Below are 15,275 nucleotides of genomic sequence, written 5' to 3' on the forward strand. Positions count from 1 at the left end.
GCCATCCACAATGAGTTGCCGGGGCTCCCGGTGGCGCTTAACGTCGCCGACCGTGACCGCCGTCATCGAAGTCGCCGGCCCGCCGGAGGTGCCGCGCCCGGCGTCGTCGAGCATGCTGGCGGTGCTGCTTCCGGTCGTCATGTCGGTCGGGATGCTGGCCGTCACAGCGACAGCCTTCTTCCGCGGAACACCCGCGGCGCACAACCCCAGCTTCGTCGCGCTTCCGGCGATGATGTCCGTCTCGTTGCTGGTGACGGCGGTCACCGGCCGTGGCCGCAGGCGAGCCGCCTCGGTCAACGCCGACCGGACCCACTACTTCGGGTACTTGAGCGGGCTACGCGCCGAGGTCACCGAAGTCGCCGCCGCGCAGCACAATTCACTTGCTGCGTTCCCCGATCCGCAGATGCTGTGGACTCTGGTCGGTGGCCCGCGCATGTGGGCGCGGCAGCGCGGCGATCCGGACTTCTGCCGGGCGCGGGTCGGGATCGGGCCCGTGCCGCTGGCCGCCCGACTGATAGCCGGGCAGAACCCGCAACGGTGCGATCCGCTCAGCGTCGCTGCGCAGCAACGGTTTCTGCACAGTCATTCGACCATCGAGGCGCCCGTGGTGATCCGAGTGGACGGCGTAGTGACGGTCGACGGTGAGCCGGCCCTCGTGCGCGGTCTGCTCCGCGCGCTCATCTGCCAGCTGGCCGTGGCGCATTCGCCTGAGCAACTGTCGATCACCGCGGTTGCCGGCGACCAGCGGCACTGGGAATGGTTGAAGTGGTTGCCGCACAACCGACCTGTCGCCGACGGTGTGTCCACGCGTCGGGTGCTCGTCGTCGATTCCCGCCGTCCCGCCGAAGCCGCCCCTGCCGGCGTCACCGTCCTGGAAGTGGGCAGTGACGCGCCGTCGGTGCGGGTGCGTCATTGCGACGGGGTCGACGTGCCCGAGTCGCCCGATCATCTGGAAGAGGCTGACGCGTTGGCGTGTGCGCGCCTTCTGGCGGCGTACGGGGGATCGGCACCGAAGGGCGACGAGGGTTGGGCCGGCATGCTGGGGATCGGTGACGTCCGCAGCCTGGATCCGAACCTGTTGTGGTGCAACGGCAGCCGAGGTGCCATGTTGAGCGTTCCGATCGGCACCACCGTTTCCGGTCAACCCGTGCAGCTGGATATCAAGGAGGCCGCGGAGCGGGGCATGGGTCCACACGGGCTGTGTGTGGGAGCCACTGGTTCGGGAAAGTCGGAGCTGCTGCGCACCGTGGCGTTGGGCATGATGGCGCGCAACTCGCCCGAGGCGCTCAACCTGCTGCTGATCGACTTCAAAGGCGGGGCAACGTTTCTCGACTTCGCCCGCGCGCCGCACGTGGCGGCGGTGGTCACCAATCTGGCCGACGAAGCACCGCTGGTGGCCAGGATGCACGACGCGCTGGCAGGCGAGATCAACCGTCGTCAACAACTGCTGCGGCAGGCTCGCGCGGTCAGTGTGGCGACTTACAACCAAGCGCGGGGCCCCGGATCGGCTGCGTTGCCCGCTTTGTTCGTCATCGTCGACGAGTTCTCCGAACTGCTCAGTCAACATCCGGACTTTGTGGACACTTTCGTCGCGATCGGGCGACTCGGCCGCTCGCTGGGGATGCACCTGTTGCTGGCCAGTCAACGACTCGACGAGGGAAGGTTACGAGGTCTGGAAGCGCACCTGTCCTACCGCATCTGCCTGAAGACGTTGTCCGCCAGTGAATCACGCACCGTGCTCGGTACTCTCGACGCCTACGAGCTGCCGGGCACACCCGGCGCCGGTTTCCTGCGGACCTCCAGCGGGGAACCGATCCGCTTCCAGGCTGCATACGTTTCTGGCCCGCTTCGAATCGAGCCGCCGGCGGGACCGCCGCGGGTGCGCCGCTTCACCTCCGCCGCCGACCAGGCGTTGCGCTCCGCCGGGTCCATCGGTGTGTCGGTCATGCATACCGTATTGGACCGGTTGGCCGGCCACGGGCCGCCGGCACATCGGGTGTGGCTGCCGCCGATGGACGAGGCGCCGAGCCTCGGGTCGCTGTTATCCGACCATCCCCCAACACGATTGACCGCCCCGGTCGGGATCGTGGACCGCCCGTACGAGCAGTCCCGCAGCCCGCTCGTCGTCGATCTGTCCGGCGCCGCAGGCAACGTCGCCGTCGTCGGAGCGCCACGATCGGGTAAGTCGACCGCGCTGTGCACGTTGGTCACCGCGCTGGCCGCGACCCACGATCCGGGGCAGGTGCAGTTCTACTGCCTGGATTTCGGTGGCGGCGTGCTTTCGTCCCTGCGCGAGCTGGCACACGTTGGGGACGTGGCCGACCGCAGCACCCCGGATCTGGTCTGGCGGATGGTCGCGGAGATGAAATCGACGTCCAGGAGCCGCGAGGCCGACCACGGCCGTCGCGAATCGACCGTGGAACCGTCCGCCGATGTCTTCCTCGTCATCGACGGATGGGCCGCCCTGTGCCATGAGTTCGCGGGGATCGAAGAGACGATCACCGCGATTGCCAAGCAAGGGCTTTCCTCCGGTGTGCACGTGGTGTTGTCGGCGTCGCGCTGGCCGGAGATCCGGCCGTCGCTCAAGGACCAGATCGGCACCCGGATCGAGCTTCGGCTCGGCGACCCCGCGGACTCCGAACTGGATCGGGCGCGGGCCCGGCACGTGCCCACCGACCGACCCGGCCGTGGCCTGTCCCGGGACGGTCTGCAGATGATGATCGCGAAGCCCGAGCTGGGCGGTGTCGCGTTGCGAGCCGGGGCATTCGGGGCGCCTCCGATTCCGCTGCTGCCCGACGAGGTGGACCATCTGGCGCTCGTGGCGGATTGTCCCAGTGGCGCCGTGCTGGGTATCGGGGAAGGTGGATTGTCGCCGGTCACAGCCGAATTCGAGTCCCGCGGGCATCTGTTGATCCTGGGGGACAACGGCTGCGGAAAGACCGCGGCACTGCGGCTGTTGTGCCGGGAGATCGTCCGGACCAACACCACCGAGCAGGCGAGGCTGTTCGTGGTCGACTTCCGGCGTACCCTGCTCGGCGTCGTCGAGTCCGAACACCTTGGCGGCTATGCCATGTCACCCGCCTCGCTGAGTGCGGCGCTGCCGGCTTTGATCGGGATACTGCGTGCGCGGATGCCGGGCGCGGACGTCAGCCAGACGCAACTGCGGACCAGGTCCTGGTGGACCGGACCGGACCTCTACCTCGTCGTCGACGACTACGACCTGGTCGCGAGCATCGGCAGCGGAAACCCGTTGCTGGAGTTGCTCGAATATCTGCCATTCGCAACGGATCTCGGGCTGCACGTCATCGTGGCGCGGCGCAGCGGCGGCGCCGCCCGCGCCCTGTTCGAGCCGCTGCTGGCCGGACTGCGCGACCTGGGCGGTATGGAGTTGATGATGAGTGGGCGTCCCGACGACGGCCCGTTGCTCGGGACGAGTCCGCCGATTCCGTTGCCGCCGGGTCGCGGGACGCTCGTCACCCGTCCCGGCGTCGAGCAGCTGATTCAGGTTGCGTGGAGTCCACCCGGATGAGAGCCCACCGTGCCGTCATCGCCGCGGGCCCGTGCGTTGCTCGTCGATTGTGTTGTGCCGCAGTCGGTATAGGTGATGCGGCCGTGGTTGCGTGCGAAGCGATCGACGACCCAGTGGCATTGTTGGACGAGGAGCCGGTACCCGTCGACGTGTTGTGGTCCACCGTATTGCGGAGGCTTACCGACGGACACGACGACGGTGCGATCGTCGTGCATCCGTCGTGGTGGTCGGTGGCGCGAGTAGCCGTGGTGACCGCCGCGGCGACGTCGGTTGGCAGCGTCGCGGTCCGACCGCGGTCGTGGCTGCTCGCGACCGCGGTCGGAGACCAGACCCGGGCGGTCGCGGTGGAGATCGCCGACGGGTTGGTGGCGGTCGCGGGCCCCGAGACCGTCGCGGTGCCGCGCCTGGGGGAACCCGGTGCCGTCGCCGACAACGTCGCCCGCGCCGTCGCGTCGCCGGCCGGCACCGAGCCGGTGCTGATCGATGCTGCCGGCCCGGTCCCGGGGTTAGCGCAGCTCGCCGGGGCGATCGCCGAGGCAGTCCGGCGCAGGTGCCCCGAGCAGTCGGTGACGGTGATCGGCGAAGCGCGGTTGGCGCGGCTGGCCGCGGCGGCCGGCGCGATAGACGTTGCGCCGGCAGCGGCCGTCGTCCGGCGGACGCGGGTCCGGTCGACCGCGCGGGTCGCGCTCGCGGTCGCGGCGGTGACGGGGTTGGGTTTCGCGGTGCCGCCGTTGGCGGCCGAAAAGCCGCGTCCGGTGCCCGTCGCCCGCTCGGAGCCGACGAGAGTGCTGGTCGAGGGGAGGGTGGCGGTCACGATCCCCGCGGATTGGGTCGCGCAGCGGGTGGTCTCCGGACCCGGTTCGGCGCGCGTCCAGGTCACCTCGCCGACAGATCCCGAGGTGGCACTGCACGTCACGCAAACGCCGACACCCGGTGAGACCCTGAGCGGTGCTGCCCAGCGATTGAGACGAGCGATCGACGCCGAGCCGGTGGGCGTATTCGTCGACTTCGATCCCGCCGGCAGCAGCGCCGGCCGGGCGGCGGTGACCTATCGCGAGGTCCGAGCCGGTCACGACGTGCGGTGGACGGTGCTGGTCGACGGGCCGGTGCGGATCAGCATCGGATGTCAGAACCGCACCGCCACCCCGGAGACGGTCCGCGATGCCTGCGAGCAGGCTGTGCGGTCGGCGCACGCCGTTGACTGATTGGAACCGAACCGGCCCGGCCGGGGTCGAACCTCATAGCGAAAGGAGAAGCGAGTGACGGATGCCAACACACTCAACACCGACTTCGAGCTGATGCGCTCGGTTGCGGCCACCACCGATGCCCGCAACGAGGAAATCCGGTCAATGCTGCACGCCTTCATCGGGCGGGTAGGCAGTGTGCCCGCGTCGACGTGGGGAGGGTTTGCCGCCGCGCGGTTCAAGGACGTGGTGGACCGCTGGAACGCCGAGTCGACCCGGCTCTACCGCGTGTTGCACGAGATCGCCGAAACCATCCGGTACAGCGAGGCCGCACTGCGGGAAGCCGGTCAGCACCACGCCGAGCGCATCGCTGCGACCGGAGGCAATCTGTGATGGCCGGGGAGTCGGTGCTGGCCTACGATTTCCCCGCGATCGAACACGCGGTCCGACAGGAGATTCACACCACCTCGACGCGTCTCAACGCCGCGCTGGAGGAGCTCAGGTCGCAGATCGCGCCGCTGCAGCAGCTGTGGACCCGGGAGGCGGCGGCCGCCTACCAGGTCGAACAACTCAAGTGGCACCAGGCCGCCACCGCGCTCAACCAGATCCTGGTCGAGTTGGGAAACGCGGTCCGGGACGGCGCCGATGAGGTGGCAACCGCGGACCGCCGAACAGCCGGCCGCTGGGGGCGCTTTTGACCTGCGGGGATACGCATCGGTAAGCTGCACCGTTGGCGTGCGGGTATGCAGGGTCCTCGGGTCAATGTCGGTCGCCGAGACCAAACCCACCGCACACGCCTGACCGGCCCCCGGTCGCACCGGGATCCCTAGCCGAGAAATCGGCTCGAAGAGAAAGAGTGGTAAGCGCTGTGCCCACATACGCGCCCAAGGCGGGTGACACCACGAGGTCGTGGTACGTCATCGACGCCACGGACGTGGTGCTTGGCCGCCTTGCCGTCGCAGCTGCCAATCTGCTGCGCGGCAAGCACAAGCCGACGTTCGCGCCCAACGTCGACGGCGGTGACTTCGTCATCGTCATCAACGCCGAGAAGGTCGCCCTCAGCGGCGACAAACTGCAGAGCAAGATGGCCTACCGCCACTCGGGGTATCCCGGCGGTCTACGCAAGCGGAGCATCGGTGAGCTGCTGCAGAAGCACCCCGACCGCGTGGTGGAGAAGGCGATCGTCGGCATGCTGCCCAAGAACAAGCTGAGCCGCCAGGTCCAGAAGAAGCTGCGTGTTTACGCCGGCCCGGAGCATCCGCACACCGCCCAGCAGCCCCTTCCGTACGAGATCAAGCAGGTGGCGCAATGACCGAGACTGTGGAGACCGCCGAGGTCACCGAGACCGCGGCCGACATCGCGCCGGTCGCCGATTCGTTCGTGTTCGAACGTCCCATCCAGACCGTCGGCCGCCGCAAGGAGGCCGTGGTGCGGGTGCGCCTGGTGCCCGGCACCGGCAAGTTCGACCTCAACGGGCGCAGCCTGGAGGACTACTTCCCCAACAAGGTGCACCAGCAGCTCATCAAGGCGCCGCTGGTCACCGTGGAGCGGGTGGACAGCTACGACATCTACGCGCTGCTGCACGGCGGGGGCCCATCGGGTCAGGCCGGCGCGCTGCGGTTGGGCATTGCCCGCGCACTGATCCTGGCCACGCCCGAGGACCGGCCGGCGCTGAAGAAGGCCGGCTTCCTCACCCGTGACCCGCGTGCCACCGAGCGCAAAAAGTACGGACTGAAGAAGGCCCGCAAGGCGCCTCAGTACAGCAAGCGCTGATCGGTAATCACTTTTTGGGCTGCGAGCGGGTGCCGCTCGGCGTGTCGCTGATGGCGGACGCCCGCTCGCAGCCAACAGTGGTTCCGTGCACATTCGCTATCTGTGAGCCAACTGTGAGAGGTTTGACCGCATGGGTCGACTATTCGGCACTGACGGCGTCCGCGGGGTGGCCAATCGCGAGCTCACCGCCGAACTGGCGCTGGCACTGGGCGCCGCCGCGGCGCGGCACCTGACCAGTTCGTCGGGTTCGGGCCGGCGCGTCGCCGTGATCGGACGCGATCCGCGGGCCAGCGGCGAGATGCTCGAAGCCGCCGTCATCGCCGGGGTGACCAGCGAGGGTGTGGATGCGCTACGGGTCGGGGTACTCCCGACTCCCGCGGTGGCCTACCTGACCGGCGCTTATGACGCCGACTTCGGTGTGATGATCTCCGCGTCGCACAACCCGATGCCCGACAACGGCATCAAGATCTTCGGCCCCGGCGGCCACAAGCTCGACGACGACACCGAGGACCAGATCGAGGACCTGGTCGCCGCCGGTCCCGGGCTGCGGCCGGTCGGCGCCGGGATCGGCCGGGTCATCGACGCCGAGGACGCCGCCGACCGCTACCTGCGCCACGTGGGCAAGGCCAGCACCAGCCGGCTCGACGGTCTGACCGTCGTGGTCGACTGCGCGCACGGTGCCGCCGCCGCGGCCGCGCCCAGCGCCTACCGGTCGGCCGGCGCGCGGGTCATTGCGATCAACGCCGAGCCCGACGGCCTGAACATCAACGACCGCTGCGGGTCCACTCACTTGGAAGCGCTGCGGGCGGCCGTCACCGCACACGGCGCCGACCTCGGATTGGCGCACGATGGCGACGCCGACCGCTGCCTGGCCGTGGACGCCAGCGGTGAACTCGTCGACGGCGACACCATCATGGTGGTGCTGGCCCTGGCGATGAAGGACGCCGGCGAACTGGCCTCCGACACGTTGGTGGCGACGGTGATGAGCAACCTCGGACTGCATCTGGCGATGCGCGAGGCCGGCGTGACGGTGCGCACCACCGGCGTCGGTGACCGCTACGTGCTGGAAGAACTGCGGGCCGGCGACTACAGCCTGGGCGGCGAGCAGTCCGGCCACATCGTGATGCCCGCACTGGGCTCCACCGGCGACGGCATCGTCACCGGGCTGCGACTGATGACCCGCATGGTGCAGACCGGCTCGTCACTGGCCGCCCTGGCCTCGGCGATGCAGACGCTGCCGCAGGTGCTGGTCAACGTCGAGGTCGCCGACAAGGCCACGGCCGCGGTGGCGCCGTCGGTGCAGACCGCGGTGCGGCAAGCCGAGGCCGAACTCGGCGACACGGGCCGAATCCTGTTGCGCCCCTCGGGAACCGAGCCCATGATCCGCGTGATGGTGGAGGCGGCCGACGAGGAAATCGCCCAGCGGCTGGCCACCAGTGTGGCCGAGGCGGTCAGCTCCGCACGCTGAAATCCGGGCGGAACCGCGGCGCCGGTGACGGCGTCGAATCAGGTATGAGACTTGATAGTGCCGAGGTTCGTGGCGTCGCGGACCGGTTCACCGACGCGGCCGAACTCCTCGACGACGCGGTGCGAAACCATTTGTCGCGGTTGGCATTCGACGGTATGCACGCCGGCCGGGACCATGCGGCGCGCGGCGACGCGTTGCGGGCCGGGCTGGACCGGTTGGCCACGCAGCTGTCGCAGTGGTCGCGGGCAGCTTCGGAGATCGCCGTCGCCCTGCGTCGCGGGGCCGAGCGGTACGCCGATGCCGACCGGTACGCCGCGGCGCGGATCGGGTGACCATGGCCGACCGACTCGACGTCGCCGGGCGCCTCGCCGAAGGTCTGCCCGCGGTCCAACACACGCGAAGCTATGTGCGCGCCAGCCAGTTGGTCGGCTACCAGCATCCGGACTTGACCGCGCACACCACCCAGGTCCCCGACTGGTACGACGGCGAGGACGGGCTCGACCTGCACGCGCTGGACGCCGACTGCGCACAGCTACGTGCCGCGGAGAACCTGGTCACCGAGGCGCTGCGGCTGCAACGCACCCAGTTCTTGGCGCTGGCGACGGCATGGGCGGGCCCGGGTGCCGACGCCGCGGTCGACTTCGTGCAACGTCACTGCGACACCGCCACCGCGGTCGTCGCCGAAGTCCGCGCCGCGGCCCAGCGGTGCGAGTCGCTGCGGGACCACCTGTGGCAGCTGGTGGACGCCAAGGTCGCCACGGCCATCGCGATCGACGACCGCGCGCTGGCGCAGCGGACCACGTGGCTGGCCGCGGCCACGGCGCTCACGGCCGGTGAGCCGACGGCCCGGGAGGTGGTCGAACAACAGGTGGCGCCCTACGTGGCCGACGTGATCGGCACCGACTGGCTGGCTGCAATGCGGGCGACGCGCGCCGCTGTGGCCGCGTCCTACGACACGACCACCGACCGGTTGGCCGCCGCGGCGCCGCCCCAGTTCGAGGTTCCCGGTGATCTCGGCCCGGCAGTTCCATCGCGGGGCGCGGTCCCGCCGAGCGCGGTCGCGCCGAGCGCGCCGCTGGCCGCTGCCTCGATCGCCCCGTTCCGGGCCGCGACGGCCGGTGGGAACGCGCCGGCGGCGGCCGCGCCCTTGTTGTCGAATCCTCCTGTCGGGCAACCTGATTGGGGACCGGCGCCGGGAAATGCCGCCGGGCCCTCCAGCGGCACCACCGGTCTAGGGAGCGGCGGCGCCGGTCTGGGCGGCGGTCTCCCGGGCGGCGGCGCGTTCGGTGGCGGTGGCGGTCTGGGCACGCTCGGTGCCCTGGCCAGCCGGATCATTCAGGAGATGGGCGGCCTGCTGGGATCGGCAGGCGACTCCCCGACGCACGCCGGCTCGGCTGATCTCGAGGACCGGTTCGACGAGGCGCACCGCAAGCACGATCGGGACGAGATGGTTGATCCGAAGACGCCGCGATCCGCCGACGGTGCCGCGCCGGCCGGCGACTCACCGCCGGCCGGCAACTCACCGCCGGCCGGCAACTCACCGGCGGCCGGCAACCCGCCGCTCGCTGATGCCGCGACGACCGCCCCGCCGGTCGCCGCGCCGTCGGGTGCGCCGCCGGTCGCAGCGCCGTCGGGTGGTGCGCCGTCGAGTGGTGCGCCGCCGGTCGCCGCGCCCCCGGCGAACCCGCCGGCGTCACCACCGCCAGGTTCGACTCCCTGCGAAATCGCCGCGAACGAACTTCCGCAGGCCGGCCAGTGACGGTCAGGATGGACGCAACTGCAACAGTTCCCCGACGAAACGCAATGCTTCGTCCGCGTCGGCGGTCACCGGGCGCACCAGCAAGGTGGTCACCCCGGCATCGGCGAAGACAGCCAGTCGCTCGGCGATGAAACCACGTGGGCCGATCAGCGAAATCCCGCGGACGAGTTCGTCGGGCACCGCGTCGATGGCCTCCCGCTTGCGGCCGGCCAGGTACAGCTCTTGGATCCGGTCCGCGACGTCGCCGAACCCGTATCGCGTGGCCAGGTTGTGGTAGAAGTTGCGGCCTTTGGCTCCCATGCCGCCGATGTAGAGGGCCAGCTGCGGTTTGGTCCACGCGAGTCGGTCGTCGACGTCGTCGCCGATCGCCAGTGAGGTACTGACCATCACGTCCAGCGGACCCAAGCCCGGATCACGCTTAGCGGCCCCCGCCGACAGCGCCTCACCCCAGACCGTCCCGGCTTTGTCCGGATAGAAGAACACCGGCTGCCAGCCGTCGGCGATCTCGGCGGTGAGTTCGACGTTCTTGGGACCCAGAGCTGCGATGGATATCGGAATACGTTCGCGCACAGGATGATTGATCAGATGTAGCGCCTTGCCCAACCCCGTCCCGCGGTCGGCCGGCAGCGGGATCTGGTAGTGCTTGCCGTCATGCTGCACTCGTTCGCGGCGCCACACCTGTCGGCAGATCTCCACAACCTCGCGGGTCCGGCCCAACGGTGCGTCGAACTCCACCCCGTGGAATCCCTCGATCACCTGGGGTCCGGAGGTGCCGATGCCGAGGTGGAACCGGCCGTCGGAAACGTAGTCCAGGCCCGCCGCCGTCATCGCCAGCAGCGTGGGGGTACGGATGAAAATGGGCAACACCCCCGACGCCAGTTCGACGGTGTTCGTCTTGGCGGCCAGATACCCAAGCTGGCTGATGGCGTCGAAGGAATACGCCTCGGCGACCATCGCGATGTCGATGCCGGCTTTCTCGAGTTCGACGACCCGGTCGACGCTGTCGTGAAATCCGCCCGTGTAGTCCAGCGCGACTCCGATTCGCATCCTCGATGCTTACCACTGCCCGGCTCAGCCCGACGACGTACCCGTCCAGTATTCGGCGAAGCGCTGCCCGTCTGCGGCGAGCCGCAGGATGTCATTACCGGTGAACTCGACCGGCCCGTCCGGGCCGCGCCCGGAGCCCACCCAGCGGCCCGCAACCAGATCCCCGTCCTGAAAGGGACCCAGCACCACGGAAAAGGTCAGATCCTGCAACATGTTTCGGGTTTCTTCGATGATCTGCTGCAACTCGGCCGGTCCGTGGACGTCGCGGTCGGGCCAGTGGCCGACGAAGTCGTCGGTGACGATCTCGCCGGCGATCGGCCGGCCGGCCCACAGCTCGGTGATCCACCGCCGGTAAAGCGCGTTGGGCACGGAGCTCATTTCAGCAGCGCCGCGATCTTCTCTTCGGCCGTCACCGGTTCGGCGTCGGGGTCCGGCGAATCGGTCTTGGGCAGCGCCACGTCGGGGTCGGCGAAGTCGCGGTAGGTCTTGTCCCCGGCCAGGGTGTAGAGCAGATAGCCGGTCAACAGCGCGCGCACCGTGCGCTGCGTCTTGCGGTCCGACCCGGCCAGGCCGACCGCCTTCGCCAGGCGCCGGCCCTCCACCACACCGCCGGGGTCGGCTTTGCTGACGATGCGCAATGTCGCCTTGTCCCACGTCCGGGACAACCCCAGCGCATTGGAGTTCAGCGTCGTGGAGTCGCCCGGCGCGGTCAGAATCAGACCCGGCACGTCGAGCGTCGCCGCCGGCTGCTCGGCGGGGGGCGCTGTCACCGAGGGGAAGAGCGCCGCCACCGCGGCGGGTTTGTCCGGCATTCCGGCCGCGGCGAACACCGCCGCCGACCCACCGAACCCGTGGCCGACCACGCCGAGCTTGGTGGGGTGCACGCTGATCTTGCCGGGCCCGAGCCGCACGCCCGCCACGATGTCGAGGGCGACGCCCAGATCGAACGCGAGGTTCAGCACCGACGGCGCCACCCCGCGCTGGGTGTCCGGCGCGCCGGCCACGATGCCCCACGACGCCAGATGCTCCAGCAGACCCGCGTAGTTGGCACTGCCGGTGATCCAGTCATGGCCGAAGGCGATGGCGGGCAGGTTCAGCCCGGACTCCGGGGTGTACACCACCCCCGGCAGTCCGGCAAAGGCCAGGTCACCCCGCAAAACGTGGTGCGGACCTCGGCGACGGAGGGCGGCGAAGAGCTTGCGGGTGCGGGCCACCCGTCGACGTTAGCGGTGCGCCGGCGGATGGGTCCAGTGGGTCCAGGCTGCGCCGTCCCAATAACGCTGTCCGGCCTGTCCGGACGGGTCGGGATACCAGCCCGGCGGTGTGGCTGCCGGAACGACGGGCTGAGAGTGGGCAATCTCACCTCGCGCCATGGCTCGCACCCGGCGCATCGCGCTCAGGTTGGAAAACAGCGCGATCCAGTTGAACAGCAGCAGCGAAGCGATGCTCCACCAACCCGCCAGCAGGTTCTGGGTCTGGGCGCGGCGATAGGCGGCCTCACACTGCTCGAGCGTCCCGGTGAACACGTAGCTGCGCTGCTGCCAGAAGATCAGCGCACCGATGTGCTCGACCAGCCGTAGCTGGAAAAGATCTCCCGATTGGTAAGCAGGATTCGGCGTCAGTTGCTGAGACGGGTGGGACAACACGAACCTTTCGCGCAGTACGGGGTTCAAACGATACCGTCGCCCCGGGCCATAAATCCCCGGCGAAATCGGCCCTGGTCAGCTGCGTGCGGGCGGCCGTGCGGCAACCCCTGCACTACCCTGTTCAGAATGTGCGGAATCGTCGGCTACGTCGGGCAGCGTCCTGCCTGCGATGTCGTGATGAACGCACTGCGCCGGATGGAGTACCGCGGCTACGACTCGTCGGGTGTCGCGCTCGTGGACGGGACGGGCAGGCTTACCGTTCGTCGCCGGGCTGGTCAGCTGGCCAATCTGGAAGCCGCGATCGCCGAGATGACGCCGGCCGACCTGGCCGGCACCGCTGGCCTGGGGCACACCCGATGGGCCACCCATGGCCGTCCCACCGACCGCAACGCGCACCCGCACCGCGACGCCGCGGGCCGCATCGCCGTCGTCCACAACGGCATCATCGAGAACTTCGCCTCGCTGCGCCACGAACTGGAGGCGCAAGGTGTCGAGTTCGCCAGCGACACCGACTCCGAGGTGGCGGTGCACCTGGTGGCGCACGCCTTCCACCACGGTGCGACGGCGGGTGATTTCGTCGCCTCGGTGCTGTCGGTGCTGCAACGCCTTGAGGGCCACTTCACCCTGGTGTTCGCCAACGCCGACGACCCCGGGACCATCGTCGCCGCGCGCCGCTCCACCCCGCTGGTAGTGGGCATCGGCGACGGCGAGATGTTCGTCGGGTCGGACGTGGCGGCGTTCATCGAACACACCCGCCAAGCCGTCGAACTGGGCCAGGACCAGGCCGTGGTCATCACCGCCGACGGTTACCAGATCACCGATTTTCACGGCAATAAGGACGTGGAGTACCGGGAATTCCATATCGACTGGGACCTGGCCGCCGCCGAAAAGGGTGGCTACGAGTACTTCATGCTCAAAGAGATCGCCGAGCAGCCCACCGCGGTCGCCGACACGCTGCTGGGGCATTTCGTGGACAACCGGATCGTGCTCGACGAACAGCGGCTTTCCGACCAGGAGCTGCGCGAGATCGACAAGGTGTTCGTGGTCGCCTGCGGCACCGCGTACCACTCCGGGCTGCTGGCCAAATACGCGATCGAGCACTGGACGAGGTTGCCGGTCGAGGTGGAGTTGGCCAGCGAATTCCGTTACCGGGACCCGGTTTTGGACCGCAGCACGCTGGTGGTCGCGATCTCGCAGTCCGGCGAGACCGCCGACACGCTCGAAGCCGTCCGGCACGCCAAGGAGCAGAAAGCCAAGGTGCTGGCGGTCTGCAACACCAACGGCTCGCAGATCCCGCGTGAATGCGACGCGGTGCTCTACACCCGCGCCGGCCCGGAGATCGGGGTCGCGTCGACCAAGACCTTCCTGGCGCAGGTGGCCGCCAACTACCTGGTCGGCCTGGCGCTGGCGCAGGCCCGCGGCACGAAATACCCCGACGAGGTCGAGCGCGAGTACCGCGAGCTGGAGGCGATGCCCGATCTGGTGGAGCGGGTGATTGCCGACACCGAGCCGGTGGCCCAGTTGGCCTACCGGTTCGCCCGATCCTCGACGGTGCTGTTCCTGGGCCGCCACGTCGGCTACCCGGTCGCGCTGGAAGGTGCGCTCAAACTCAAGGAACTGGCCTACATGCACGCCGAGGGGTTCGCCGCCGGCGAGCTCAAGCACGGCCCGATCGCGCTGATCGAAGACGACCTGCCGGTCATCGTGGTGATGCCGTCGCCGAAGGGCTCGGCCATGCTGCACGCCAAGCTATTGTCGAACATCCGCGAGATCCAGGCCCGCGGGGCGGTGACCATCGTGATCGCCGAGGAAGGCGACGAGACGGTGCGTCCCTACGCCGACCACCTGATCGAAATCCCCTCCGTCTCAACGCTTTTGCAGCCATTATTGTCGACGATCCCGCTGCAGGTGTTCGCCGCCTCGGTGGCGCAGGCGCGTGGCTATGACGTAGACAAGCCCCGAAACCTGGCAAAATCGGTGACCGTCGAATAGTCGTCGGGGAGGCGCCATGAGGCTGGCCATCGGTGGAGTCGTCGTCTTCGTTGCCGCCTACGTCGGGTTGATCGTGCTCTACGCCCTCACCGGGATGGGTCCACCGCACACGGTCTCCCAAGGTCAGCCGGCGCGCGGGGGGACCACGGTGACCATCGACATCGAGGCCGTGCAGCCCTACAAGAGCGCGCTGGTGGTCAACGTCACCGTTTCGCCCGACCCCGGCTTGCTGGATCCGGCGACGGGCAATCTCACCGAAGACCTCAGTGTCGCAGTCACATCCGCGACCACGCCCACCAAGCACACGTGGCCGAAAGGCACCCTGCCCGGTGTCTTCCCGGCGTCGCTGAACATCAACGGCGACGTGTCGGACTGGCCGTTCGACGGTTACCGCTCGGGGCCGGTCTCGGTCGAACTCTTCCACGGCGGCGCGCAGACACCGGAGCGGACGACGGCGACGTTCGTCGACCGGCTTCCGGGCTGGCAGGTATCGGTGGCTCAACCCGGCAACGGTCCGACCCCGGCGCCGTATCGCGTGGAGGTGCAGCGGTCACCGAGCACCATCGCGGTCGCGGTCGGACTGCTCGGTGTGTTGATCGCGATCGCCGGCGTGGGCTTGTTCGTCGCCGTCCAGACCATGCGGGACCGGCGCAGATTCCAGCCGCCGATGACCACCTGGTTCGCGGCGATGCTGTTCGCGGTGATACCGCTGCGCAACGCGCTGCCCGATGCGCCGCCGTTCGGCGCCTGGATCGACGCCACCGTGACCCTCTGGGTGATCGTCGTGTTGGTGGTCTCGATGGTGCTGTACATCTCGTGCTGGTGGCGTCACCTGGCGCCGGACTTCGAATTGCCTGCGGAGCGGTCGAACAGCTGA

Annotated in this window: 15 protein-coding genes; 11 read left to right on the forward strand and 4 right to left on the reverse strand. The window is 69.1% G+C overall.

All coding sequences use genetic code 11. The features are described 5' to 3' along the window. Positions 1 to 10: 10 nt before the first annotated feature. The 9 genes from eccCb (at position 11) to AC5Y46_RS14420 (ending at position 9,713) form a co-directional block, all read left to right on the forward strand. Entirely contained in the window at positions 11 to 3,529 is a 3,519-nt protein-coding gene (gene eccCb / locus AC5Y46_RS14380) for a type VII secretion protein EccCb (protein WP_499991889.1), read from the forward strand. Beyond that, positions 3,526 to 4,734 carry a type VII secretion-associated protein gene (locus AC5Y46_RS14385; protein WP_499991891.1) on the forward strand — a complete coding sequence of 403 codons (1,209 nt, stop codon included), beginning with the start codon at positions 3,526 to 3,528 and terminating at the stop codon, positions 4,732 to 4,734. Before eccCb ends, AC5Y46_RS14385 begins: the two co-directional genes overlap by 4 nt. Before the next feature lie 54 nt (positions 4,735 to 4,788). Beyond that, a complete protein-coding gene (locus tag AC5Y46_RS14390) occupies positions 4,789 to 5,106 on the forward strand; it encodes a WXG100 family type VII secretion target (RefSeq protein WP_499991894.1) in 318 nt (105 codons plus the stop codon). Continuing rightward, complete coding sequence (locus AC5Y46_RS14395) at positions 5,106 to 5,411, forward strand: WXG100 family type VII secretion target (RefSeq protein WP_499991896.1); 306 nt, start codon at positions 5,106 to 5,108, stop codon at positions 5,409 to 5,411. Before AC5Y46_RS14390 ends, AC5Y46_RS14395 begins: the two co-directional genes overlap by 1 nt. A 170-nt stretch (positions 5,412 to 5,581) precedes the next feature. Next, complete coding sequence (gene rplM / locus AC5Y46_RS14400) at positions 5,582 to 6,025, forward strand: 50S ribosomal protein L13 (protein WP_499991899.1); 444 nt, start codon at positions 5,582 to 5,584, stop codon at positions 6,023 to 6,025. After that, a complete protein-coding gene (rpsI, locus tag AC5Y46_RS14405) occupies positions 6,022 to 6,486 on the forward strand; it encodes a 30S ribosomal protein S9 (RefSeq protein ID WP_499991901.1) in 465 nt (154 codons plus the stop codon). The genes rplM and rpsI overlap by 4 nt, the downstream gene beginning before the upstream one ends. Positions 6,487 to 6,616: 130 nt before the next feature. Next, a complete protein-coding gene (gene glmM, locus AC5Y46_RS14410; RefSeq protein WP_499991905.1) occupies positions 6,617 to 7,954 on the forward strand; it encodes a phosphoglucosamine mutase in 1,338 nt (445 codons plus the stop codon). A gap of 44 nt (positions 7,955 to 7,998) precedes the next feature. Next, entirely contained in the window at positions 7,999 to 8,286 is a 288-nt protein-coding gene (locus AC5Y46_RS14415; RefSeq protein WP_499991908.1) for a type VII secretion target, read from the forward strand. Positions 8,287 to 8,288: 2 nt separating this feature from the next. Then, on the forward strand, positions 8,289 to 9,713 hold the full coding sequence (locus AC5Y46_RS14420; protein ID WP_499991913.1) for a hypothetical protein: 1,425 nt from the start codon (positions 8,289 to 8,291) through the stop codon (positions 9,711 to 9,713). 3 nt (positions 9,714 to 9,716) lie between these two features. Here AC5Y46_RS14420 and AC5Y46_RS14425 read toward each other — a convergent pair whose 3' ends face one another. Genes AC5Y46_RS14425 through AC5Y46_RS14440 form a run of 4 tightly spaced genes read right to left on the reverse strand, consistent with a single transcriptional unit; the run spans position 9,717 to position 12,460 of the window. Further along, a complete protein-coding gene (locus AC5Y46_RS14425) occupies positions 9,717 to 10,760 on the reverse strand; it encodes an LLM class F420-dependent oxidoreductase (RefSeq protein ID WP_499941512.1) in 1,044 nt (347 codons plus the stop codon). 24 nt (positions 10,761 to 10,784) lie between these two features. Continuing rightward, positions 10,785 to 11,138: a nuclear transport factor 2 family protein gene (locus tag AC5Y46_RS14430; protein WP_499941514.1), complete on the reverse strand. Its 354-nt coding sequence runs from the start codon at positions 11,136 to 11,138 to the stop codon at positions 10,785 to 10,787. Beyond that, a complete protein-coding gene (locus AC5Y46_RS14435) occupies positions 11,135 to 11,974 on the reverse strand; it encodes a dienelactone hydrolase family protein (protein WP_499941516.1) in 840 nt (279 codons plus the stop codon). The genes AC5Y46_RS14430 and AC5Y46_RS14435 overlap by 4 nt, the downstream gene beginning before the upstream one ends. A gap of 9 nt (positions 11,975 to 11,983) precedes the next feature. Further along, positions 11,984 to 12,460 (reverse strand): DUF2510 domain-containing protein, encoded by a 477-nt coding sequence (locus AC5Y46_RS14440; RefSeq protein WP_499941878.1) that lies wholly within the window; start codon positions 12,458 to 12,460, stop codon positions 11,984 to 11,986. 72 nt (positions 12,461 to 12,532) lie between these two features. On the opposite strand from AC5Y46_RS14440, the gene glmS reads away from it, so the two are divergent. Next, positions 12,533 to 14,398, forward strand: coding sequence for a glutamine--fructose-6-phosphate transaminase (isomerizing) (glmS, locus tag AC5Y46_RS14445; RefSeq protein WP_499941518.1), 1,866 nt, complete (start codon positions 12,533 to 12,535; stop codon positions 14,396 to 14,398). Positions 14,399 to 14,414: 16 nt separating this feature from the next. After that, positions 14,415 to 15,275 (forward strand): DUF4436 domain-containing protein, encoded by an 861-nt coding sequence (locus tag AC5Y46_RS14450; RefSeq protein WP_499941520.1) that lies wholly within the window; start codon positions 14,415 to 14,417, stop codon positions 15,273 to 15,275.

Source organism: Mycobacterium sp. NGS59 (genome assembly GCF_059812345.1).

What these genes read in the sequence shown, in the direction of transcription:
- eccCb (WP_499991889.1), top strand. Translation starts at nt 11, where the DNA reads ATGAGTTGCCGGGGCTCCCGGTGGCGCTTAACGTCGCCGACCGTGACC.
- AC5Y46_RS14385 (WP_499991891.1), top strand. Translation starts at nt 3,526, where the DNA reads ATGAGAGCCCACCGTGCCGTCATCGCCGCGGGCCCGTGCGTTGCTCGT.
- AC5Y46_RS14395 (WP_499991896.1), top strand. Translation starts at nt 5,106, where the DNA reads ATGGCCGGGGAGTCGGTGCTGGCCTACGATTTCCCCGCGATCGAACAC.
- rpsI (WP_499991901.1), top strand. Translation starts at nt 6,022, where the DNA reads ATGACCGAGACTGTGGAGACCGCCGAGGTCACCGAGACCGCGGCCGAC.
- glmM (WP_499991905.1), top strand. Translation starts at nt 6,617, where the DNA reads ATGGGTCGACTATTCGGCACTGACGGCGTCCGCGGGGTGGCCAATCGC.
- AC5Y46_RS14415 (WP_499991908.1), top strand. Translation starts at nt 7,999, where the DNA reads ATGAGACTTGATAGTGCCGAGGTTCGTGGCGTCGCGGACCGGTTCACC.
- AC5Y46_RS14420 (WP_499991913.1), top strand. Translation starts at nt 8,289, where the DNA reads ATGGCCGACCGACTCGACGTCGCCGGGCGCCTCGCCGAAGGTCTGCCC.
- AC5Y46_RS14425 (WP_499941512.1), bottom strand. Translation starts at nt 10,760, where the DNA reads ATGCGAATCGGAGTCGCGCTGGACTACACGGGCGGATTTCACGACAGC.
- AC5Y46_RS14430 (WP_499941514.1), bottom strand. Translation starts at nt 11,138, where the DNA reads ATGAGCTCCGTGCCCAACGCGCTTTACCGGCGGTGGATCACCGAGCTG.
- glmS (WP_499941518.1), top strand. Translation starts at nt 12,533, where the DNA reads ATGTGCGGAATCGTCGGCTACGTCGGGCAGCGTCCTGCCTGCGATGTC.
- AC5Y46_RS14450 (WP_499941520.1), top strand. Translation starts at nt 14,415, where the DNA reads ATGAGGCTGGCCATCGGTGGAGTCGTCGTCTTCGTTGCCGCCTACGTC.